This is a genomic window from Rhodobacter sp. SGA-6-6, from assembly GCF_011043545.1.
Classification (GTDB): domain Bacteria; phylum Pseudomonadota; class Alphaproteobacteria; order Rhodobacterales; family Rhodobacteraceae; genus Pseudogemmobacter.
On record NZ_JAAKGP010000013.1, the window covers coordinates 69,098 to 91,465 of the forward strand.

Annotated in this window: 21 protein-coding genes; 15 read left to right on the forward strand and 6 right to left on the reverse strand. The window is 70.9% G+C overall.

The window, feature by feature from the left end; genetic code table 11:
- The first annotated feature begins 70 nt into the window (after positions 1-70).
- The 4 genes from G5B31_RS17730 to G5B31_RS17745 all read left to right on the forward strand — a co-directional run bounded on the left by G5B31_RS17730 (position 71) and on the right by G5B31_RS17745 (position 5,325).
- Positions 71-1,438 carry a glutamine synthetase family protein gene (locus G5B31_RS17730; RefSeq protein ID WP_165019549.1) on the forward strand — a complete coding sequence of 456 codons (1,368 nt, stop codon included), beginning with the start codon at positions 71-73 and terminating at the stop codon, positions 1,436-1,438.
- Positions 1,439-1,517: 79 nt separating this feature from the next.
- On the forward strand, positions 1,518-2,897 hold the full coding sequence (locus G5B31_RS17735; protein WP_165019550.1) for an aldehyde dehydrogenase family protein: 1,380 nt from the start codon (positions 1,518-1,520) through the stop codon (positions 2,895-2,897).
- A 1-nt stretch (position 2,898) separates the two neighbouring features.
- Complete coding sequence (locus G5B31_RS17740; RefSeq protein ID WP_165019551.1) at positions 2,899-4,059, forward strand: iron-containing alcohol dehydrogenase; 1,161 nt, start codon at positions 2,899-2,901, stop codon at positions 4,057-4,059.
- Between the two features lie 24 nt (positions 4,060-4,083).
- Positions 4,084-5,325 carry an FAD-binding oxidoreductase gene (locus G5B31_RS17745; protein ID WP_165019552.1) on the forward strand — a complete coding sequence of 414 codons (1,242 nt, stop codon included), beginning with the start codon at positions 4,084-4,086 and terminating at the stop codon, positions 5,323-5,325.
- Between the two features lie 61 nt (positions 5,326-5,386).
- Here the strand turns inward: G5B31_RS17745 and G5B31_RS17750 are convergent, their stop codons facing one another.
- The gene (locus G5B31_RS17750; protein WP_165019553.1) at positions 5,387-6,052 is read right to left on the reverse strand and encodes a TerC family protein; all 666 of its coding nucleotides are present in this window, start codon (positions 6,050-6,052) and stop codon (positions 5,387-5,389) included.
- 182 nt (positions 6,053-6,234) lie between these two features.
- On the opposite strand from G5B31_RS17750, the gene G5B31_RS17755 reads away from it, so the two are divergent.
- Positions 6,235-7,566, forward strand: coding sequence for a phospholipase D-like domain-containing protein (locus G5B31_RS17755; RefSeq protein WP_165019554.1), 1,332 nt, complete (start codon positions 6,235-6,237; stop codon positions 7,564-7,566).
- On the forward strand, positions 7,563-8,297 hold the full coding sequence (locus G5B31_RS17760; protein ID WP_165019555.1) for an endonuclease/exonuclease/phosphatase family protein: 735 nt from the start codon (positions 7,563-7,565) through the stop codon (positions 8,295-8,297). Before G5B31_RS17755 ends, G5B31_RS17760 begins: the two co-directional genes overlap by 4 nt.
- Positions 8,298-8,682: 385 nt before the next feature.
- Here the strand turns inward: G5B31_RS17760 and G5B31_RS17765 are convergent, their stop codons facing one another.
- Entirely contained in the window at positions 8,683-9,669 is a 987-nt protein-coding gene (locus G5B31_RS17765) for a D-glycerate dehydrogenase (RefSeq protein ID WP_165019556.1), read from the reverse strand.
- Positions 9,670-9,822: 153 nt separating this feature from the next.
- Between G5B31_RS17765 and G5B31_RS17770 the strand changes: the two genes are divergently transcribed.
- The 5 genes from G5B31_RS17770 to G5B31_RS17790 all read left to right on the forward strand — a co-directional run bounded on the left by G5B31_RS17770 (position 9,823) and on the right by G5B31_RS17790 (position 15,088).
- Complete coding sequence (locus G5B31_RS17770) at positions 9,823-10,413, forward strand: SH3 domain-containing protein (protein WP_165019557.1); 591 nt, start codon at positions 9,823-9,825, stop codon at positions 10,411-10,413.
- 55 nt (positions 10,414-10,468) lie between these two features.
- Positions 10,469-11,365, forward strand: a complete 897-nt coding sequence (locus G5B31_RS17775; protein ID WP_165019558.1) for a cation diffusion facilitator family transporter — start codon at positions 10,469-10,471, stop codon at positions 11,363-11,365.
- 290 nt (positions 11,366-11,655) lie between these two features.
- Positions 11,656-12,336 (forward strand): TetR/AcrR family transcriptional regulator, encoded by a 681-nt coding sequence (locus tag G5B31_RS17780; protein ID WP_165019559.1) that lies wholly within the window; start codon positions 11,656-11,658, stop codon positions 12,334-12,336.
- Positions 12,333-13,520 carry a pyridoxal phosphate-dependent aminotransferase gene (locus G5B31_RS17785; RefSeq protein ID WP_165019560.1) on the forward strand — a complete coding sequence of 396 codons (1,188 nt, stop codon included), beginning with the start codon at positions 12,333-12,335 and terminating at the stop codon, positions 13,518-13,520. Before G5B31_RS17780 ends, G5B31_RS17785 begins: the two co-directional genes overlap by 4 nt.
- Positions 13,517-15,088: a 5-guanidino-2-oxopentanoate decarboxylase gene (locus G5B31_RS17790; protein ID WP_165019561.1), complete on the forward strand. Its 1,572-nt coding sequence runs from the start codon at positions 13,517-13,519 to the stop codon at positions 15,086-15,088. Before G5B31_RS17785 ends, G5B31_RS17790 begins: the two co-directional genes overlap by 4 nt.
- On the opposite strand, the gene G5B31_RS17795 is transcribed toward G5B31_RS17790, so the two are convergent.
- Positions 15,076-16,245: an MFS transporter gene (locus G5B31_RS17795; RefSeq protein WP_165019562.1), complete on the reverse strand. Its 1,170-nt coding sequence runs from the start codon at positions 16,243-16,245 to the stop codon at positions 15,076-15,078. The genes G5B31_RS17790 and G5B31_RS17795 overlap by 13 nt on opposite strands.
- 440 nt (positions 16,246-16,685) lie before the next feature.
- On the opposite strand from G5B31_RS17795, the gene G5B31_RS17800 reads away from it, so the two are divergent.
- Positions 16,686-17,291: a 50S ribosomal protein L25/general stress protein Ctc gene (locus tag G5B31_RS17800; protein ID WP_165019563.1), complete on the forward strand. Its 606-nt coding sequence runs from the start codon at positions 16,686-16,688 to the stop codon at positions 17,289-17,291.
- Between the two features lie 50 nt (positions 17,292-17,341).
- On the opposite strand, the gene G5B31_RS17805 is transcribed toward G5B31_RS17800, so the two are convergent.
- Positions 17,342-18,016 (reverse strand): FkbM family methyltransferase, encoded by a 675-nt coding sequence (locus G5B31_RS17805; protein WP_165019564.1) that lies wholly within the window; start codon positions 18,014-18,016, stop codon positions 17,342-17,344.
- Between the two features lie 150 nt (positions 18,017-18,166).
- On the opposite strand from G5B31_RS17805, the gene pth reads away from it, so the two are divergent.
- On the forward strand, positions 18,167-18,841 hold the full coding sequence (pth, locus tag G5B31_RS17810) for an aminoacyl-tRNA hydrolase (RefSeq protein ID WP_165019565.1): 675 nt from the start codon (positions 18,167-18,169) through the stop codon (positions 18,839-18,841).
- 134 nt (positions 18,842-18,975) lie between these two features.
- Here pth and G5B31_RS17815 read toward each other — a convergent pair whose 3' ends face one another.
- Complete coding sequence (locus tag G5B31_RS17815; RefSeq protein WP_165019566.1) at positions 18,976-19,587, reverse strand: TetR/AcrR family transcriptional regulator; 612 nt, start codon at positions 19,585-19,587, stop codon at positions 18,976-18,978.
- Between the two features lie 62 nt (positions 19,588-19,649).
- The gene (locus tag G5B31_RS17820) at positions 19,650-19,808 is read right to left on the reverse strand and encodes a hypothetical protein (RefSeq protein ID WP_165019567.1); all 159 of its coding nucleotides are present in this window, start codon (positions 19,806-19,808) and stop codon (positions 19,650-19,652) included.
- 370 nt (positions 19,809-20,178) lie between these two features.
- Between G5B31_RS17820 and G5B31_RS17825 the strand changes: the two genes are divergently transcribed.
- Both G5B31_RS17825 and mbfA read left to right on the forward strand, forming a co-directional pair.
- On the forward strand, positions 20,179-21,237 hold the full coding sequence (locus tag G5B31_RS17825; protein ID WP_165019568.1) for a P1 family peptidase: 1,059 nt from the start codon (positions 20,179-20,181) through the stop codon (positions 21,235-21,237).
- A gap of 60 nt (positions 21,238-21,297) precedes the next feature.
- On the forward strand, positions 21,298-22,275 hold the full coding sequence (mbfA, locus tag G5B31_RS17830; protein ID WP_165019569.1) for an iron exporter MbfA: 978 nt from the start codon (positions 21,298-21,300) through the stop codon (positions 22,273-22,275).
- Positions 22,276-22,368: the final 93 nt, after the last annotated feature.

A 22,368-nucleotide genomic window follows, 5' to 3' on the forward strand; every position in this document is an offset into this window, starting at 1 on the left:
GGGCTTGACCCGTGCCGACGCCTGCCCGCCTGCGCGGGCCTTCCGAAACCGATGATGTGATGAGACAAATATGCCCGGAACCCTGACCCTTAACGCCCTGAAGAAACTTGTCGCCGCCGGCGAGATCGACACCGTGCTGGTGGCCGCCATCGACATGCAGGGCCGCCTTGTCGGCAAGCGCTTCCACGCCGCCTTCTTCCTGGACGGCGGCCACGAGGAGACGCATTGCTGCAACTACCTGCTGGCCGTCGACATGGAGATGACCACCGTCCCCGGCTACAAGACCTCCAGCTGGGAGCGCGGCTACGGCGACTACGTGATGAAGCCGGACCTCGCCACGATGCGGGTGATCCCCTGGCTGCCCGCGACCGTGCTGTGCCTGGCCGACCTGCTGGAGCACGACACGCATGAGGAGGTGCGCGTCAGTCCCCGTGCGATCCTGAAACGGCAGGTCGCCCGCGCCCGCGACATGGGCTTCGAGCCGATGATGGCGACCGAGCTGGAGTTCTACATCTTCGAGAACGCCTACGAGAACCTGCGCGACGGCGGGCTGTCGGCGCTGAAGCCGATCTCGGGCTACAACGAGGACTACCATATCTTCCAGACCACCAAGGAAGAGGGCCTGATGCGGGCCGTGCGCAACGGCCTCTACGCCGCCGGCATTCCGGTCGAGAACACCAAGGGCGAGGCCGATGCCGGCCAGCACGAGGTGAACTACAAGTATTCCGACGCGCTGGACACCGCCGACAACCATGTGATCGTCAAGCAGGCGGTGAAGGAGATCGCCCATGCCGCCGGCAAGTCGGTGACCTTCATGGCGAAATACGACCACCGCAAGGCGGGGTCGTCCTCCCATGTCCACCAGAGCCTGTGGACGAAGGACGGCAAGCCCGCCTTCGCCGACAAGTCCGACCCGCACGGCATGTCCGCCACGATGAAGCATTTCCTCGCCGGCCAGCTGGCCCATGCCGAGGAGATCACCGTCTTCCTGGCGCCCTATGTGAACAGCTACAAGCGCTTCTGCATCGGCCTCTTCGCACCGACCAAGGCGGTGTGGAGCGCCGACAACCGCACCGCCGGCTTCCGCATCTGCGGGCTGCACAGCAAGGCGATCCGGGTGGAGTGCCGCATCCCCGGCAGCGACGTGAACCCCTACCTGGCCTGCGCCGCCCTGCTGGCCGCCGGGCTGGAGGGGATCGAGCGGAAGCTGGAACTGGAGCCGGAAATGTCCGGCGACGTCTATTCCGCCCAGGGCATCCGCGAGATCCCCCACACCCTGCGCGAGGCCGCCGCCGCCCTGAACGGCAGCGCCATGCTGCGCCGGGTCTTCGGCGACGACGTGGTGGAGCACTACCACCACGCCGCGCAATGGGAGATCTCCGAGACCGACCGCGTGGTGACGGATTTCGAGTTGCAACGGCTGCTGGAGCGGGCGTAGGGCGGGATTCACCCCGCCGGCCCGGTAACAACGAATGGAACGCGATGGCGGGGTGAACCCCGCCCTACGAGGCAAGAGAATGAAACCCATCCAATTGATCTCCCCCATAGACGGCTCGGTCCTGGCCGAGCGGCCGCCGCTGTCGCGCGAGGCCGCGGAGGCCGCCGTCGGCCGTGCCCGCACCGCGCAGGGGCCGTGGGCCGCCCGCCCGCTGGAAGAGCGGGTCGCGCTGGTCAAGGCCGGCGTGGCGAAGCTGACCGCGATGAAGGAGACCATCGCCCGCGAGCTGGCGCAGCAGATGGGCCGGCCGATCCGCTATGGCGCGGGCGAGATGGGCGGGGTCAATGCCCGCACCGACTACATGGCCGAAATCGCCGCCGAGACGCTGGCGCCGAAGGTGATCGAGGATTCGAACGCCTTCCGCCGCTACATCGCCCGCGCGCCGCTCGGCGTGGTCTTCGTCATCGCGCCCTGGAACTATCCTTTCCTGACCGCGATCAACACCATCGTTCCGGCGCTGATCGCCGGCAACACCCTGATCCTGAAGCACGCCAGCCAGACCCTGCTGGCCGGCGAGCGTCTGGCCGAGGCCTTCCATGCGGCGGGCATCCCCGAGGATGTGTTCCAGAACCTCGCCCTCGACCACGCCACCACCGAGGCGCTGATCGCCTCCCGCGCCTTCGATTTCGTCAACTTCACCGGCTCGGTCTCCGGCGGGCGGGCCATCGAGCGGGCGGCGGCGGGGACTTTCACGCCGCTCGGCCTCGAACTCGGCGGCAAGGACCCGGGCTATGTCCGGGCCGACGCCAATCTGGATGCGGCGGTGGACACGCTGATGGACGGGGCGATGTTCAACTCCGGCCAGTGCTGCTGCGGGATCGAGCGGATCTATGTCCACGAAAGCCTCTACGACGCCTTCGTCGAGAAGGCCGCGGCCTGGGTGAAGGCGCTGCGCTTGGGCAGCCCGCTGGACGAGGCGACGACGCTCGGCCCGATGGCGAATGTGCGCTTCGCCAAGGTGGTGCGCGACCAGATCGCCGAGGCTGTCGCGGCAGGCGCCAGGCCGCTGATCGACCCGAAGGACTTCCCCGACGACGGCGGCGCCTATCTCGCGCCGCAGGTGCTGGTGGATGTCGACCATTCCATGCGGGTGATGACCGAGGAGAGCTTCGGCCCCGTCGTCGGCATCATGAAGGTGAAGGACGACGAGGAGGCCATCACGCTGATGAACGACTCGCCCTACGGCCTGACCGCCAGCATCTGGACCGAAGATTACGACACTGCCGCCGGGATCGGCGCGCGGATCGAGACCGGAACCGTCTTCATGAACCGCGCCGACTATCTGGACCCGGCCCTGTGCTGGACCGGCTGCAAGGACACCGGCCGCGGCGGCAGCCTGTCCTATCTCGGCTATCACTCCGTCACCCGCCCGAAATCCTACCATCTCAAGAAGGTCTGAAATGTCCAACGAGGTTCCCAACCGCAACTGGTCCTACCCCACCGCCATCAAGTTCGGCGTCGGGCGCATCGGCGAGCTGGCCGAACATGCGCAATCGGCGGGGCTGAGGAAGCCGCTCCTCGTGACCGACAAGGCGCTGGCCAGCCTGCCGATCACCGCCGCCGCGCTGGACGTGCTGGAGGCCGCGGGCCTCGGCCGGGCGGTGTTCTCCGAGGTGGACCCCAACCCGAACGAGAAGAACATGGCCGAGGGCATCGCCGTCTACAAGGCGGGCGGCCATGACGGGGTGATCTGCTTCGGCGGCGGCTCGGCGCTGGACCTGGGCAAGATGATCGCGCTGATGGCGGGGCAGAAGAAGGGCCTGTCGGTCTGGGACCTGGAGGACGTGGACGACTGGTGGACCCGGGCGGATGCGGCGAAGATCGCCCCGATCATCGCGGTGCCGACCACGGCGGGGACCGGATCGGAAGTCGGCCGCGCCGGGGTGCTGACCAATTCCGAGACCCACAAGAAGAAGATCATCTTCCATCCGGCGCTGATGCCGAAAGTGACGATCTGCGACCCGGCGCTGACGGTGGGGATGCCGAAGTTCATCACCGCGGGCACCGGCATGGATGCGCTGGCGCATTGCCTGGAAGCCTATTGCTCTCCGTTCTACCACCCGATGAGCCAGGGCATCGCGCTGGAGGGGATGCGGCTGGTGTTCGAGAACCTGCCCAAGGCCTACAAGCACCCCGAGAACCTTGAGGCGCGGGCGCATATGATGTCGGCCGCCGCCATGGGCGCGGTGGCGTTCCAGAAGGGGCTGGGGGCGATCCATTCGCTCAGCCACCCGATCGGCGCGGTCTACAACACCCATCACGGCACCACCAACGCCGTGGTGATGCCGATGGTGCTGGACTTCAACCGCAAGGCGGTGAAGGACCGGCTGGCGGCGGCGGCGGCCTATTGCGGCATCAAGGGCGGGTTCAAGGGCTTCCGGTCGCGGATCATGGACCTGCGGGCCGAACTGGCGATCCCGGAGAACCTGACCAGGCTGGGGGTGAAGGACCCCGATCTGGACATGCTGACCGGGATGGCGCTGGAAGACCCCTCCTGCGGCGGCAACCCGGTGAAGATGACGAAGAAGAACACCCGGGCGCTGTATGAGGCCTGCCTCTAGGATGCCCGCCGGAAGGGGCGGCCGATGACCCGCCGCGCCACGACCGAGGTCGCCGTCCTCGGCGCGGGCGTGGTGGGCCTTGCCGTGGCCGAGCGGTTGCTGGCCGAGGGGCGGGAGGTGACCCTGGTCGATCCCGGCCCGCCCGGGATGGGGGCCAGTTACGGCAATGCCGGGACCATCGCCGATTACGCGGTGGCCCCGGTCGGCACGCCGGAGGTGCTGAGGAACCTGCCCTCGCTGCTGTTCGACCGGATGTCGCCGCTGGCGATCCGGCGGGCGGCGCTGCCATCGCTGGCGCCCTGGCTCTTGCGCTTCGCCAAGGCGTCGCTGCCCGGGGCGGCGGCGCGGAATGCGCAGGGCATCGCCGCGCTGCTGCAGGAGGCCGGGCCGATGTGGCAGGACCTCGCAGCCCGGGTCGGCGGCGAGGCGATATTGCAGCACCGCGGCTGCCTTTACCTCTACCAGACCGAGGCCGCCTTCCGCGCCGCCGGGGCCGAGATGGCCGGGCGCCGCGCCCTCGGGGTGACGGTGGAGCTGTTGACCGCGGCGGAACTGGCGGCGCTGGAGCCGGGCCTGCCGCCGATGGCGGGGGCGGCCTTCTTCCCGCAGGCGATCTTCCTGGATGATCCGGGCCGGATGATGGGCCTGGTCGCCGCCCATGTGCGGACCAGGGCCGAGCTGATCCCGGCGCGGGCCGAGCGGCTGACCCGCGGCCCGGATGGCGTCACCGTCGAAGGCCCCGGCCTGCACCTGCACGCCCGCCGGGTGGTGATCGCCGCCGGGGCGCATTCGCGGGCGCTGGCGGCGATGGCGGGGGACCGGGTGCCGCTGGACACCGAACGCGGCTACCACGTCGAATGGGACATGGCGGAGCCGCTGCTGACCCGCCCCTCCTGCCCCACCGCCCGGGGGTTCTACCTCTGCCCGATGGCGGGGCGGCTGCGGGTGGCGGGGACGGTGGAATTGGGCGGGCTGACCGCGCCGCCCTCGCCGCACCGCATCGCCCGGCTGGTGGAGGGCGCGCGCAGCCTGTTCCCCGACCTGCCCGAGACGCCCGACCGCGACTGGATGGGCTTCCGCCCCAGCCTGCCCGACAGCCTGCCGGTGATCGGGCCTTCGGCGGGCGGGGCCGAGGTGATCCATGCCTTCGGCCACGGCCACCTGGGGGTGACGATGGCCCCGGCGACGGCGCGGATCGTCGCCGACCTGCTGGCGGGGCGGGCACCGCACATCGACCTGTCGCCGGTGTCGCCGCGGCGGTTCTGACGCGGGCATGGGAAAGCCCGCCCGGTCTCCCGGGCGGGCTTCCTTCCGGCCGAAGACCCGGTCAGCCGCCGATGGCGCCCATCAGCACCGGCTCCACCTGATGCCAGCCTTCCCACATCATCTTCAGCGCCACATAGACGATGATCGCAAGGCCGACATAGGCGATCCAGCGGTGCTTGTTCAGCAGCTTGGCGATGAAGCTGGCGGCCAGGCCCATCAGCGCGATCGACAGGACCAGGCCGATGATCAGCACGGTCGGGTGGCCATGCGCCGCCCCCGCCACCGCCAGCACGTTGTCGAGGCTCATCGACACGTCGGCGATGACGATCTGCCAGGCCGCCTGGGCGAAGGTCTTGCGCGGCACGTTGCCGCCCACGTCGCCGTCGCGGTCGATGTCCTCGTCCGCCAGCGCCTCGGTCGCCTCGTGCTCCTGCTCGTGCCCGCCCTCGCGCAGCTCGCGCCACATCTTCCAGCAGACCCAGAGCAGCAGGATGCCCCCGGCCAGCAGCAGCCCGACGATCTGCAGAAGCTGCGTGGTCAGCAGCGCGAAGCCGATCCGCATGACGGTGGCCGCGCCGATGCCGACCATGATCGCCTTGGCCCGCTGCTCTTTCGGCAGGCCGGCGGCGGCGAGGCCGATGACGATGGCGTTGTCGCCGGCCAGCACCAGGTCGATGCCGATCACCTGCAGAAGGGCCATGAAGCCCGCGTATGTGAAGATTTCCATGAACTGTCCCGGGATTGCGCGCTTTTCTGGCTAACTAGGGGCTGGGGGCGGCGTGTTCAACGGGGAAGGCGCAGCTTTTCGCCGAAGCGCCGCGAAATTCCGCCGCGGCTTCCCCTGCCCCGCCGCTGCCGCTAGGCTGGACGGCGGGACCAGACAGACAGGAAGCCGCCCCGGAACCTTTGATGCCTCTGCTGTTTTTCGAGCATATCCTCGTCGTCCTGGGGGTTCTGGCCGTCGCGGCCTCGGTGGTGCTGGCGCTGCACCGCTCGCGCAGCCCGCAATCCTCGGCGGCCTGGATCCTGTTCATCATCCTGGTGCCCTATCTGGCCGTGCCGCTGTTCATCGCCCTCGGCTTCCGCAAGAAGCGCCGCCGCCTGCCGCTGCCGCGCGGCGAGGCCGCCTCGGGCCCCGGGCCGGGGCCGGTCTTCACCGCGCTCGGCTGCCCGGCGCCGTCCTCGGGCAACCGGATCGCCTTCCACGACAGCGCCGCGGCCGCGGTGCAGGGGCTGTGGCAGGTGCTGGACGCGGCGGAACAGCGGGTGGACGTGCTGCTCTACGTGCTGCGCCCCGATGCCAGCGGGCGGGAGTTCACCCGCCGCCTGACCGCCCTGGCCCGGCGCGGGATCGAGGTGCGGGTGATGCTGGACTGGCTGGGCACCCTGCGCCGCCCGCGGGCGGAGCTGGCCGAGCTGGAGACGGCGGGCGGAGAGGTGCATATCTTCTCGCCCTTCCCCGGGCCGGTGAACGGCGGGCGGCTGAACCTGCGCAACCACCGCAAGCTGGTGATGGCGGACGGGCGGCTGGCCTGGGCGGGCGGGCGCAACGTCGGCGACGAATACCTCGCTCCCGGGGCCTGGCGCGATCTCAGCTTCACGCTGGAAGGGCCGGTGCTGGCCGAATGCGCGGCGCTGTTCCGGGCGGACTGGGCGGTGACCGGCCGCGACCCGGGGACCGTTCCGCCCCCAGGGGCGGCGGCGGGCGAGGCGCTCTTGCAGCTGGTTCCCGCCGGGCCGGACGATCCCGAGGACCGGCTGCACAACGGGCTGGTCGCCGCCATCCACCGCGCCGACCGCCGGGTCTGGATAGCCACGCCCTATTATGTGCCGTCCGAGCCGCTGTCGGCCGCGCTTTGCACCGCGGCGCGGCGGGGGGTGGACGTGCGGATCGCCCTGCCGGCGACGTCGAACCAGTGGACCGCCGATCTGGCCCGCGGCGCCTATCTGCGCGAGGCCGCGGCGGCCGGCTGCCGCATCCTGCGCCAGCGGCAGGGGATGATGCACGCCAAGGCGGCGCTGATCGACGGCCTCGGGCTGACCGGCTCGGCCAATTTCGACCTGCGCTCGATGCTGCTGAACTTCGAGATGATGTTCGCCTGCCACGATGCCGAAACCGTGGCGGCGCTGGAGGCCTGCTTCCTGGCGCTGGCGCCCGACTGCGACGAGGGCCTGCCCGCGACCGGCAGCCTGCGGCGGCTGGCCGAGGGCGTGGTGCGGCTGGGGGCGCCGATCCTATGACCAGTCCCCTTCTCCGCATCGCCAGCTACAACATCCGCAAGGCCATGGGCACCGACCGCCGCCGCGACCCGGACCGCGTGCTGCGGGTGATCTCGGACCTCGGCGCCGATGTGGTGGCCTTGCAGGAGGCCGACCTGCGCCTGCCGCCGCGCCGACCGGTCTTCCTGCGGCAGGAGATCTACGAACGCACCGGCCTGGTCCCCGTCAGCTTCGAGCACGGGCGCGAGTCGCTCGGCTGGCACGGCAATGCGCTCTTGGTCTCGCCCGGGTTCGAGGTGATCGAGCGCCACCACCAGGACCTGCCGGGGCTGGAGCCGCGCGGCCTGGTCTCGGCGCTGCTCGCGCGCGACGACCAGCGGCTGCGCGTGGTCGGCGTCCACCTGGGCCTGCTGCGCCAGTCGCGCCGCCAGCAGCTTTCGGCGCTGCTGGAGATGATCCCGCCGGGCGAGGACATCCCGACCCTGATCGCCGGCGATTTCAACGAACGCTCGCTGGAGGTCGGGCTGGGGCGGCTGGCGAAGCGCTTCCGCATCCTGTCGGGCGGCCCGACCTACCATGCGCGCCGCCCGGTCTTCGCGCTGGACCGGATCGCCATCTCCGACCAGTTCGCGGCGGGCGAGGCCAGCGTCTTCACCAGCTTCGACGCCAGCCGGGCGTCAGATCACCTGCCGCTGGTGGCCGACGTGAGCCTGGAGGGGATTCCCGGGTCGCCTGCGCCGGAGGGGGAGTAGGTCAATCGGGCGCTTTCCGGCCCGATCTGTCTGGCAAAGGCCGCCTTTTTTCGCCCGGGCAGGCCGCGGATTTTCCGGCATAGGATGGCCTACCGCCTTACAGGCGCGACGCTCCAGAGACCCGTTTGAGCCCATTGCAGCCATCGGGAATGAGTCGCTTGCGCGCAACGCCGGACTGAAGTCCCGGCCGGGTTAACAGGCGCGTCAGCGCCCCCGGCCAGCGCCCGACCGCCCCCCGGGCGGGCGCTTCTGCGCCGCCGGTCTCCGCTCCACCCGGGGGAGAGGCTGCACCATAAAGCGCTGTTCGCGCACCGTTGGCAGCGCCTGCCCGCGGTCGGGCACCGGCCTCCGTTGCACCCTAAGGGCCGCAAAGTCCCAAAGCCCCTCACAACATCCCCGGCACCACCTGGTCCGGCGGGCGGTGGCCGTCGGCGAAGGTCTTGATGTTGATGATCACCTTCTCGCCCATCTCGATCCGGCCCTCCAGCGTGGCCGAGCCCATGTGCGGCAGCAGCACCACGTTCGGCACCTCGCGCAGGCGGGGGTTGATCTCGGTGCCGTGCTCGTAGACGTCCAGCCCCGCGCCCGCCAGTTCCCCGGCCCGCAGCGCCCGGGTCAGGGCGTTCTCGTCGATCACCTCGCCGCGCGAGGTGTTCACCACCACCGCCGTCGGCTTCATCAGCTTCAGCCGCCGCGCGTTCAGCAGGTGGAAGGTCGAGGGCGTGTGCGGGCAGTTCACCGACACGATGTCCATCCGCGCCAGCATCTGGTCCAGGCTTTCCCAGTAGGTCGCCTCCAGCTCCTCCTCCACCTCGGGCCGGTGGCGGCGGCGGTTGTGGTAGTGGACCTGGCAGCCGAAGGCTTTCGCCCGCCGCGCCACCGCCATGCCGATCCGCCCCATGCCGAGGATGCCGAGCCGCTTGCCCGCCATCCGGTGGCCGAGGAAGGCAGTCGGCGCCCAGCCCTCCCACCGGCCGGCCTGCATCGTGGCCAGCCCCTCGGGGATGCGGCGGGTGACCGCCATGATCAGCGCCATCACCATGTCGGCGGTGTCCTCGGTCACCACGCCGGGGGTGTTCGACACCAGGATGCCGCGCTGCCGGGCGGTGGCCACGTCGATATGGTCCACCCCGGCACCGTAATTGGCGATCAGCTTCAGCTTGCCGCCGGCCTGGGCGATCAGCCCGGCGTCGATCTGGTCGGTGATCGTCGGCACCAGCACATCGGCCCGCGCCATGGCGGCGACCAGTTCCTCGCGGCTCATCTTCGTGTCCGGGTCGCGGAGTTCCACGTCGAACAGTTCTGTCAGCCGGGTCTCGACGGCCTCGGGCAGGCGTCGCGTGACGACAACACTCAGGCGCTGGATTGGCATGGCTTCCCCCGGGGTCTTCCAAAACACTCTCTTCTGCGGCACAGTGGCGGGAAGCGGGGCGGTTCACAAGCCCCGGGTTGAGGCTGGGCAAAGGCGGGACGGCAGGTCGCAGGCGGCGCGCCGCGACAGGCCGGTCCCGGAACGGGCGGGATCATGCGGATCAGGACTTGGGTCGCCTTGGCGGTGGGGACGGCCGCCCTCTGGGGGATCACCCATTCGCCGCCGCTGCACGCGCAAGGCAGCGAGGCCGAGGCGGAGGTTCCCGGCGATGCCGCGGCGCAGCCCGCTGCGAAGAAGGAGAAGGACTGCAAGCCGGGCTTCGGCTGCGTCACCAACCTGCCGCTGCCCCGCTTCGTCAGCCTGAAGGGCGACGAGGGCAACGCCCGCCGCGGCCCCGGCCTGACCCACCGCATCGACTGGGTGTTCACCCGGCCGGGAATGCCCTTGAAGATCACCGCCGAGTTCGACAACTGGCGCCGGGTCGAGGACCAGGACGGCGCCGGCGGCTGGGTGCATTACGCGCTGCTGTCCGGCGTGCGCAGCGTGGTGGTGACGCTGGACATGGCCGAGTTGCGCAGCAGCCCCGACCCGGCGGCGCCGGTGGTGGCGCAGGCCGAGCTGGGGGTGATCGGCCGGGTGCTGGAATGTCTGCCCGACTGGTGCCGCATCCAGTCCGGCGGCGAGCGGGGCTGGGTCGCCAAGACCGCGCTCTGGGGCGTGCTGCCCGGCGAGGTCATCGAGTAACCCTTGCACCGCAGCCCCCCGGGCGGTAGTCCGCGGGTCCTGCTTGGGGGCAAGGATGCCGGATCGGGACACAAAGCTGACGCTGACGGCGGGACTGGCCTCGGTCGCGGTCTCCGCCGTGCTGGTCGGGCTGAAACTCTGGGCGCTGGCGGCGACCGGGGCGGTGTCCATCGCCGCCTCGCTGGCCGATTCCGCGCTGGACCTGATGATGAGCCTGGCCGCCGCCGCAGCCCTGGTCTACGCCGCCCGCCCCGCCGACGAAGACCACGCCTTCGGCCATTCCTCGGCCGAGGACCTGACGGCGCTGGCGCAGGCGCTGTTCATCCTCGGCTCGGCCGGGGCGATCGGCTGGACGGCGGTCGGCCGGCTGAGGGCGCCCGAGCCGCCGGCGCTGGCCGACGAAGGGCTGGGGATGGCGGTGATGCTGGCCTCGATGGCGCTGACGCTGGCGCTGGTCTGGTGGCAGGGCCGGGTGGCGAAGGCCACCGGCAGCAAGGTGGTGGCGGCGGACCGGCTGCACTACCTCGGCGACCTGCTGCCCGGGGCGGGGGCGGTCTTCGCGCTCTACGCCTCCTCCCGCTGGGGGCTGGCGCGGGTGGATGGGATGGTGGCGCTGGTGGCGGCGCTGGCGATGGTCTGGGGCGCGCTGCAGATCGGCAAGGGCGCCTGGGACGCGCTGATGGACCGCCGCGCCGCCCCGGAGGTGATCGAGACCATCGCCGAGATGGCGCGGACCTGGCCCGGAGTGCACGGCTTCCACGACCTGAAGACCCGCACCGCCGGCCGCCGCATCTTCGTCCACCTGCATATCGAGCTGGATGGCGAGCAGAGCCTGCGCGAGGCCCATGACATCGGCGCCGCCCTGCGCCGGGCGATCCTGGAGGCCTATCCGCAGGCGGATGTGATCATCCATAAGGACGTGGCGCCGAAAGACGGGCAGCCGGGCAGCTGAATCGCGCCGCTGCCGGCAGAGGTCCTTGCGGCGGCTGTCGGAACCGGGGGCGCTTCGCCCCCCGGACCCCCCGAGGATATTTGGAGCAGGTGAATTTGAAGAAGAGCGCTTCTTCCCTTTCACCTGCCCCCAAATATCCCCGCCGGAGGCACGCCCGAGCCGGTTGCGCGCTTGCGCGCAGAGGCGAGACAAAAGGCTTGCGGCGAAGCCGCGCAATCCACAAACCGACGCTTGCATAAGTGCGGCACCTGTCCGATTATGCATCTGTATAACAGCGCCGCGCCGATGCCATGAAACCCGACCGCCGCCCCTATCGCCGCGAAAGCGAGGACAGCCGCCGCGAGGCGCTGATCGCCGCCACCCAGGCGCTGGTGGCCGAGGGCGGGCCGCGCGCCGCCACCGTGCGGGCGATCGCCGAACGGGCCGGCGTCACCCCGGGGCTGATCCGGCACTACTTCGGCTCCAAGGACGAGCTGTCGCGCGCGGCCTATCGCCAGCTGATCGACGGCATGACCGACAAGGGCGCCGATGCGCTGTCCGGCGTCGGCGCCGCGCCCGAGGAGCGGCTGGCGGCCTTCGTCGCCGCCTCGCTGCGGCCGCCGGTGGTCGATGCCGGGGCGGTCGGGCTGTGGGCGGGCTACCTGCACACCATGCGCGCCGACCCCGCCCTGCTGGCCGCCCACGAACGCGGCTACCTGCGCTACCGCGACGTGCTGCAGGGGCTGATCGCCGCCCTCGGCCGCCCCGGCGTGGCCGCGGCGCAGATGCGGCAGGAGGCCATTGCCTGCAATGCGGTGATCGACGGGCTCTGGCTGGAGGGCGGCGTGCTGCCGCATGGCTTCGCGCCCGGGGAACTGGTGCGCATCGGACTGGCCTCGGTCGGCGCCATCCTCGGCACCGACCTGATGGCGCACGGGACCTTCATCCCGGAAATCGGCAAGGCCCCCGCGGGGGAAGGAGAGACGAGATGAGATATGCAGGCGTTCCCGACCGGCTGGCGGGCCTCGGCTCGGCCAAGTGGGAGGTGCATCTGCGCGCCCGGGCCGCCAAGGCCGAGGGCCGCGAGGTGATCGAGCTGACCATCGGCGAGCCCGACGTGCCGACGCCGCCGGAGCTGATCGAGGAGGCGCACCGCGCCATGCTGGCCGGCCGCACCGGCTATTCCAACGGCCAGGGCGAGCCGCTGCTGCTCGCCGCGCTGGCCCGCCGCTACTCGGCCCGCCGCGGCCGCACCATCGGTGCCGATCAGGTGACCTGCCTGCCCGGCACCCAGACCTGCCTCTACGCCACCTTCCGCACCCTGCTGGAGCCGGGCGACGAGGTGCTGGTCGGCGACCCGATGTATGCCACCTACGAGGGGCTGATCGCCCAGACCGGCGCCACGATGGTGCCGGTGCCGCTGCGGGCCGAGCGCGGCTTCCGCATCGACCCGGCGGATGTGGAGGCGCGGATCACCCCGCGCAGCCGCGTTCTGTTCCTGAACAGCCCGCACAACCCCACCGGCGCCGTGCTGCGGCGCGAGGACATCGCGGCCCTGGGCGAGGTCGCCCGCAAGCACGACCTGTGGATCGTCGCCGACGAGGTCTACGAGGACCTGGTCTTCCCCGGCGTCCCCTTCGCCTCGCCGCTGGACCTGCCGGAACTGGCCGAGAGGACCGTGGTCGCCTCCTCGATCTCGAAATCCCATTCGGCGCCCGGCTTCCGCTCCGGCTGGGTGGTCGGCCCGGCGGAGTTCGCCGAACGGCTGCTGCCCCTGTCCGAGACCATGCTGTTCGGCAGCCAGCCCTTCATCGCCGACATGACCGCGATGGCGGTCTCCGGCCCGCCGACCGTCGCACAAGGCATGGCGGAACGCTTCGCCGCCCGCGCCGCGATGGTGCAGCGGGCGCTGGACGGCGTGGCCGGGCTGCGGGTCCACCGGCCCGAGGCGGGGATGTTCGCGCTGGTCGACGTGCGGGCGACCGGGCTCTCCGGCCGCGACTTCGCGCTGTCGCTGCTGGCGGAGCGCGAGGTGGCGGTGATGCCGGGCGAAAGCTTCGGCGAAGGCCTGCGCGGCTGGATCAGGCTGTCGCTGACGGTGGAGGACGGGCTGATCGCCCGGGCAATGGAACGGATCGCCGCCCATGCGGCACGGCTGCGGGAGAATGCGGCATGACAACGGTCGGGGAACGGCTGGTCGAGGGGCTGGCGGCGCGCGGGGTCGAAGTGGTCTTCGGCATCCCCGGGGTCCATACCATCGAGCTTTATCGCGGCCTCGCCTCCGGCGCGATCCGCCATGTCACCCCCCGCCACGAACAGGGCGCGGGCTTCATGGCCGACGGCTATGCAAGGGTCAGCGGCAAGCCCGGGGTGGCCTTCGTGATCACCGGACCGGGCGTCACCAACACCCTGACCGCGATGGCGCAGGCCAAGGCGGATTCGGTGCCGATGCTGGTGATCTCGGGGGTGAACCGCCGGGCCTCGCTGGGGCTCGGGCTCGGGATGCTGCACGAACTGCCGGATCAGGCCGCCATGGTGCGGGCGCTCTGCCCCACCGAGCGGCTGGACGATCCGGCGGACCTGGGGCCGATGCTGGACCGCGCCTTCGCGGCGATGCTGGGCGGGCGGCCGGGACCGGCGCATATCGAGATCCCGACCGACGTGATGGGCCTGCCCTGCCCGGCACTGGAGGCCCCCGCCGTCCTGCCGCAGCCGCCGGAAGCCGCGCCGCAGGCGCTGGAGGAGGCCGCTTCCCTGCTGGACGCTGCACAGCGCCCGGTGATCCTGATCGGCGGCGGCTGCCGCCGCGCCGGGGCGCAGGTGCAGGCGCTGGCCGAGGCGCTGGATGCGCCGGTGGTCCAGACCACCAACGCCCGCGGCATCATGCACGGCCATACGCTGACCGTCGCCGCCTCGGCCAGCCTCGCCGCCACCCGGGCGCTGATCCGCGAGGCGGATGCCGTCCTCGCCCTCGGCACCGAGCTGGGGCCGACCGACTACGACGCCTATGTCAACGGCCAGCTGCCCGACCTGTCGGGGATGATCCGGGTGGACCTCTGCGCCGACCAGCTGGCCCGCCACAAGGCGCGGCTGGCGCTGCGGGCGGAAGCCGGGGCCTTCGCCGCCGCCCTGCTGCCCCGCCTTACGCCCCGGAAGGGCGATGGCGCGGCGCGGGCAGAGGCCGCAAGCCGCGCGGCACGGGCGGAACTCGCCGACCTGCATCCGGCGATGCCGGACCAGCTGGCGATGGTCGAGGCGATCCGCGACGCCCTTCCCGGCGGGCTGATCGTCGGCGACAGCACCCAGCCGGTCTATGCCGCCAACCTCTGCTACGACCACGACCGCCCCGGCGGCTGGTTCAACGCCGCCACCGGCTACGGCGCGCTCGGCTTCGGCCCCGGCGCGGCCATCGGCGCGGCGGTGGCGTCAGGCGCCCATGTCACCTGCCTGATCGGCGATGGCGGCCTGGGCTTCGATCCCGCGGAACTGCGGGTGGCGGTGGACGAGGCCCTGCCGGTCACCTTCCTTGTGTGGAACAACGCCGCCTTCCGCGAGATCGCCGAGGCGATGATCGCCGCCCAGACCAAGGTGATCGGCTGCAGCCCCAGCCCCTTCGACATGGGCCATTTCGCCGCCGCCTGCAGCCTGCCCTTCGCCCGCGTCCCGCAGGAGCCGGAGGCGCTGAAGGCCGCCCTACGCGCGCCGATGCAAGGTCCGCGGCTGATCGAGGTTCAGGCGCGCTGAGCCTGCGGCCGCCGCCCCGCCGCGGCGGCCATCATCGGCGCCAGCACCAGGATCGCCATCAGCAGCACCGCGGCGAAGACGAAGGCGGACCGCAGCCCGAAGGCCCCGGCGATGAAGCCCAGCATCGGCGGGCCGAAGAAATAGCCGAAGTAGCCCAGCAGGGTGGCCCGCGCCACCGCCCGGGCCCGCGCCTCGTCGGGGCCGAGCCGGCCGACCAGCGAGAAGGCGGTGGGCGAGATCACCGAGGCCCCCACTCCCATGACGACGAAGCCGGCATAGGCCATGGCCGGCGACTGGGCCAGCGCCGCGATCAGCGCCCCCGCGGCGGCGACCAGCGCGCCACCCTTCAGCAGCCGGAACGGCCCGACCCGGCCGGCCAGCCCCTGCCCCGCCAGCCGGGCGAAGCCCATGGTCAGCGCGATCGCGGCCGGTCCCATCGAACCCTGCTCGGGACTGCCGCCCAAGGTCTTCTCGATATGCAGCGCCGACCAGTTCTCGGCGGCGTTCTCGGTCAGGAAGGCCACCAGCACCATCGCCCCGCCGATCAGCGGCACCAGCCCGAGTCCACCGCCCGACCCGTCCGCCGGCGCCCGCAGCCCGTCGATCCGCCCATCCCGCTCGACGGTCAGCAGCGCCATGGCCAGCGCCGCACCGGCGACGACGCCCATCACCAGCCCCGGCGGCCAGGCCATGCCGCGCATCGCCCCGGTGGCGACGGCCGCCCCGGCATAGCCGAAGGAATAGGCGGCGTGGGACAGGTTCATCAGATGCAGCCCGCGCTCATGCTCGATCTGCACGGTGCGGGCGTTCATCAGCACGTCGGTCAGCCCGGTGGCCGCCCCGCAGCAGACCATCGCCAGCGGGAACAGCACCACCGAGGCCGCCTGCCCCGGCAGCAGGAAGGCCAGCGCCATCAGGCAGGTGGCGACCGGCAGCGCCACCCGGCCGAGCCGGGCGCCGATGCGCGGCGCCAGCAGCATGGCGGTGACGCCGGCGATGGGTGTGAACAGGATCAGCAGACCCAGCTGCGCCTCGTCCACGCCCAGCATGGATTTCAGGTCGGGCAGCACGGCGGCGAAGCTGCCCCAGACCATGCCCATGGCGGCAAAAGCCGCAACCGCGGGGCGCGCGGCCCGAAGGGGGAAAGGCAGGGACATGGGAAACTCCGTTCGCCCCCCTGCCTAGCCCGCCGCCCCCGACTTCGTCCATCCCGCCCGCGACATCCCCCGTCGCCGGAGCGGCGCTTTCCCGGCCGGTCTCCGGCTCCACCCGGCAAATGCCTCCGGCGGGGATATTTGGAGCAGGTGAAATCAGGAAGACCTCCTCTTCCCATTCACCTGCTGATAAATATCCTCAGGGGTATGCCAGCGGTTTCGCCATCGGTTCGAGAAACCGATGGCATGGGGGGCAGAATGCCCCCATCGGCCGACAGCAGCCGCGAGGAACCTCCGCCAGCCGCAACGACAAGGCTTGCGGCTTGCCCCCGCGCCATTGCTTCCCGCCGATTCCCTCTTTCCCCCGCGGCCGATCCCCGCTATAGGCCCCCGGTCGCGCCATGCACCCTTGGAGGATGGCGGACGTATACAGGAGAATGACTATGGCTCGCGAGATCCCCGATCTTCAGGCCGTGGTGCGGACGGGGACAGGCAAGGGGGCCGCCCGTCAAGCCCGCAGAGAGGGCTACGTACCCGGCATCGTCTATGGCGACGGCAAGGAGCCGGTCGCCATCAACCTGAACTACCACTACCTTCTGAAGCGGCTGAAACAGGGCCGGTTCCTGCAGACGCTCTTCAACCTCAAGGTCGAGGGCCAGCCGGACCAGCATGTCATCTGCCGCGGCGTCCAGCGCGACGTGGTGAAGGACCTGCCGACCCACGTCGACTTCATGCGCATCCACGACGAATCGCGCATCAACCTCTTCATCCACGTCGACTTCGTGAATGCCGACAAGGCCCCGGGCCTGAAGCGCGGCGGCACGCTGACGGTGATCCGTCACGAGGTGGAGCTGGAAGTGCAGGCGGGCGACATCCCGGACCACATCACCGTGGACCTGGAAGGCCGCCAGATCGGCGACGTGATCCACATCGAGGACATCGCCCTGCCGAAGGGCGCGAAGCCGACCGTGGCGCGCAACTTCGCGGTGGCGAACATCGCGGCGCCCTCGGGCCTTGCCGCCTCGACGGAAGAGGAAGCCGAGGCCTGAGCCTTCGCTTCCAGGATTGCGGAACCGGGGGGCCGTCGCGCCCCCCGTTTTCATGTCCGGTCCCGCCCGAAGACCACCGTGGCCCCGCGCGAGCCTTCCGCCAGGTAGGCGAAGCCCTGCGCCGACAGCGCGTCGAACAGGTGCCGCGTCCCCTCGGGGCCGTAGACCGCCGGGTGGATCTCCGCCACCACCAGCCGCACCCCCCGCAGCGGCTGCGCCAGCACCTCCAGTTCCGCCCCCTCGATGTCGCAGGACAGCACCGTCGGCCGGGCCTCCGCCAGCAGCGGGCCGATCGGCAGGGCGGGAACGCGCAGGATGCGGGCGTTGGCCGGCCAGTCCTGCGCGCCCTTCACCGCCGAGGCCCAGAAGGCCGGGCGCTGGCCGAACTCCACCTCTCCCGCTGTCCCCGCCGTCACCGCCCCCTGCAACAGGCGGACGCCGGGAAAGCCGTTGGCCGCCAGGTTGGCGCGGGCCAGCGCGGCGGTCTCCGGCCCCGCCTCCACCCCGGTCACCGCCGCTTCACCCACCACCCTGGCGGCCAGAGCGCAGAGAAAGCCGATCCCGGCACCGAGGTCGAGGAAGCGGTCGCCGGGCCGCAGGTGGCGCAGGATCGCATCGGCCTCCTGCCCCTCGTAGCGGCCCGAGGCCAGCGCCTGCTCCAGCCCGCCGCGCAGGGCGGTGTCGGGCAGCGTCAGGGTCAGGCCGCGCAGGGCAAAGTCGGGCATCGGGCACCGCGTGGTTGAGAAGGGGCGGCATCGCCGCTATATGCCGGAGGCTAGAGCCTGTCCGGCAAAAGTGGAATCCGGTTTTGCCGAAAAACAGGCGACCATGACAGGCAAGGGGCGCGGCGGCGTCCAGCAGCGGTGGAGCGGCCGGTGAAACTCTGGGTCGGCCTGGGCAATCCGGGCGCGAAATATGCCGGCAACCGGCACAACATCGGCTTCATGGCCGTGGACCGGATCGCCGCCGACCACGGCTTCGGCCCGTGGAGGCGCGCCTTCCAGGGGCTGGTCGCCGAGGGAAGGCTGGGCGCGGAGAAGATCGTGCTCCTGAAGCCCGAGACCTTCATGAACCTCTCCGGCCAGTCGGTGCGGGCGGCGGCGGATTTCTATAAGCTGGCGCCGGAAGAGATCACCGTCTTCCACGACGAGCTGGACCTCGCCCCCGGCAAGTGCCGGCTGAAGCAGGGCGGCGGCCATGCCGGGCACAACGGCCTGCGCTCGATCCATGCGCATCTCGGCGACGGCTACGGCCGGGTCCGGCTGGGGATCGGCCATCCCGGCCACAAGGATGCGGTGTCGCATTACGTGCTGCACGATTTCGCCAAGGCCGAGGCGGACGGACTGGACGACCTCCTGCGCGGGATTTCCGACGGGGCGGCGGCGCTGGCTGCGGGCGACGGCCCCCGTTTCCTGAACGCGGTCTCGCTGCGGGTGGCGCCGCCGCGGTCCTCCACCACGGCGGAGAAGCCGGTGAAGGAAGCCGCCAAGGCGGCCCCGGAGGAAGATGCCCGCAGCCCGATGCAGAAGCTGCTGGATCGGTTCCGGTAGGCGGAGAGCCATCGCCGCGGGTTGGGACGGAGCGGCGGGGTGAACCCGCCCTACGGGTTTCCTTCCGGCCGGGTAGGAGCAGGCGACGGGAACGGCTGAGGCGAGGGATTGCCGAACCGCCTACAGACAGCCCCTCACGCCCGATACCGCGCCAGGAACAGCTCCACCGCCCCCTCGACCGTGCGCTGCACGTCCTCGGGCGTGATTTCGTCGGCCAGGCCGAAGATCAGCTTCTCGTGGATATGCGCCTTGCACAGCTGGGCGAACTGGTCCGCCGCCAGGTCGATGTCCTCGACCCGGAGCATCCCCTTGTCGACCATGTGGCGCAGGTGGTGGACCAGCTTGTCGTGGATCAGGCCGGGGCCGTTCCTGTAGAAGGCCCGGCCGATCTCGGGGAAGCGGCTGGCCTCAGCCACCACCAGCCGGAACATGTTGCGGCCGAAGTCCGACATCAGGAAACCGGCGATGCGGGTGGCGGCGAAGGTCAGCATCTCCTCGACCGAAGCCGAATAGTCCAGCGCGGCCTCGGCCTCCTCGGCCTGGCGGCGGCATTCGGCGTTGCAGATCTCGGTGAACAGCAGCCGCTTGTCGGGGAAATAGCTGTAGAGCGTGGCCTTCGACACCCCCGCCTCGCGGGCGATGTCGTCGACCGAGGCGCCGTCGAAGCCGTCGCGCAGGAAGATGCGGCGGGCGCCGTCCAGCACCTGGTCGTATTTGCGCCCCTTGCGGATCTCGCCGTCTTGCATCTGCCCTGCGGCCTCCTCGTCCGACCATAGATCAGCCGGGGAAGCCGGGGCAAGCGGCGGGGTCACTTGGTGCAGGCGGCCGTCGGCGCGCAGTCCTTGGTCGAGGCGGTGACGCCGTCCTCGGGCCAGGTCAGCGTGGGCAGCATGGTGTCCAGCGACAGAGCCATCGCAGGGGCGGCCAGCAGCAGGGCGGCGAGAGAGGCAATCAGGGTCTTCTTCATGGCGGTCTCCTGAACCGTTCGGTTTAGTATCGCCATAAATGAACTGAACCGTTCAGTTTGTCAACTGAGTCATTTCGCCCTGCCGCATTCCGATGGATCGACATATGGCGCCGGGAAGCTCCCGTCCGGGCGGGCGGTTGCACCCGGAGACAGTGGCAGCCCTGAACCCCGAGAGGCCAGCGCCCGCCCCGGCGGGCGAGAAGCGCCTGGCCCAAGGGCGGGGCGGGCGCTGGCCGGGACTTATGGTCCCGGCCGGGACAAGGGAAACCGTTGCGCGATGGCGAAGGCGATGGCCTTCGCCAAGACCTTCGGGTTAGTAAAAGCCGAACGTCTCCCGCCTTTCCCAAGCGAAAGCAGCAAGGACCCGCCCATGACACCTCTCCGCGCCCGCAACCTCGGCCTGCCCTTCCCCGGCACCCCCGGCCGCTGGAACGCCATCACCGACGTGCCCGGCGTCGCCGTCGGCTTCACCACCCTGACCGACCCGGCCCGCCACATCCGCACCGGCGTCACCGCCATCGTCCCCCGCCCGGGGCGCGAGGCGCGGCCGGTGGCCGCCGGCCAGGCCACGCTGAACGGCAACGGCGAGATGACCGGGACGCATTGGATCAACGACGCCGGCTATTTTCTCGGGCCGGTCTGTATCACCAACACCCATTCCATCGGCGCGGTGCATCACGGGGCGGTGCGCTGGATGATCGACACCTATGCCGAGCATTTCTCCGGCCCGGCCTGGGCGATGCCGGTGGTGGCGGAGACCTATGACGGCATCCTGAACGACATCAACGCCATGGCGGTGACGCCCGACCACGCCATCGCCGCGCTGGAGGCCGCCGCCTCCGGCCCGGTGGCCGAGGGGTCGACCGGCGGCGGCAACGGCATGATCGCCTACGAGTTCAAGGCGGGCACCGGCACCGCCTCGCGCCGGGTGCGGCTGGCGGGCGGGGACTTTACCCTGGGCGTGCTGGTGCAGGCCAACCACGGCATCCGCAAATGGCTGACCATCCTGGGGAAACCCGCGGGGCAGCTGCTGCCCGAGGGCGCCTGGCGGTCGGCCGACCTCGGCTCGATCATCGTCGTCGTCGCCACCGATGCGCCGCTGTCTCCGCTGGCCTTGCGCCATGTGGCGCGGCGGGCGGGGCTGGGGCTGGCGCGCGGCGGCACGCCGGGCGGCAACAGTTCGGGCGACATCTTCCTGGCCTTCTCCACCGCCGACATCGGGCCGATGCCGCAGAAGGCCGGGCCGCGCCTGACGCGGGAGGAGATCAACATGGAACTGCTCGATCCCCTCTATCTCGCCGCCGTCGAGGCGGTGGAGGAGGCGGTGGTCAACGCCCTGGTGGCGGGCGAGGATGTGGCCGCTTTCCGCCCGGCGGGCCGGGTGGTGCCGGGGATCGGGGCGGAACGGCTGCGACGGATCTTCGCCTGATTCCCCTTGCGGCGCGTCGGGGAAGGTCTATTTTAGAATAATTCTAAAAAGGTTCCGCCGATGCTCTCCTCCCTCGCCTCCCGCCGCAAGTTCGACCAGCTGTCCGAGCAGGAGGTGCTGGCGCTGGCGATCTCGTCCGAAGAGGACGATGCCCGCATCTACCGCAGCTATGCGCAGCGGCTGCAGGCCGACTACCCCGCCACTGCGGCGATCTTTACCGGGATGGCGGCCGAGGAAGACGACCACCGCCGCCAGCTGATCGACCTACACCAGAGCCGCTTCGGCGAGGTCATCCCTTTGATCCGGCGCGAGCATGTCGCCGGCTTCTACGCCCGCCGCCCGGTCTGGCTGGCCGCCGAGCTGCCGCTGGAGACCATCCGCGGCGAGGCCCGGGCGATGGAGCAGCAGGCCGCCGCCTTCTACAGCCGCGCCGCCGGGCGGACGCAGGACGCCGCCACCCGCCGGCTGCTCGGCGACCTCGCGGCGGCCGAGGCGGGGCACGACAAGCGGGCCGAGGCGCTTGAGGATGCCAGTCTCGGCAGCGACGAGAAGGCGGCCGAGGACGCCACCGCGCGGCGGCAGTTCATCCTGACCTGGGTGCAGCCGGGGCTGGCGGGGCTGATGGACGGCTCGGTCTCCACCCTGGCGCCGATCTTCGCCACCGCCTTCGCCACGCAGGACACCTGGACGACCTTTCTGGTCGGGCTTGCGGCCTCGGTCGGGGCCGGCATCTCGATGGGCTTCACCGAGGCCGCGCATGACGACGGCGTGCTGTCGGGCCGGGGAAGCCCGTGGAAACGCGGGATCTCCTCGGGGGTGATGACCGCGCTCGGGGGGCTGGGCCATGCCCTGCCCTACCTGATCCCCGATTTCTGGACTGCCACCGCCATCGCCATCGCCGTGGTCTTCGTGGAGCTTTGGGCCATCGTCTGGATCCAGCACCGCTACATGGAGACGCCCTTCCTGCGGGCGACGCTGCAGGTGGTTCTCGGCGGGGCGCTGGTCTTCGCGGCGGGGGCATTGATCGGCGGCGGGTAAGCCGGATTTTCGTAGAAAATCCGTGACTTCGAGTTTTCGCCGAGGGTCTTGACTAGGAGAGCGGGTTTTCGCGGCAGATCTTGAGGAGGAGCC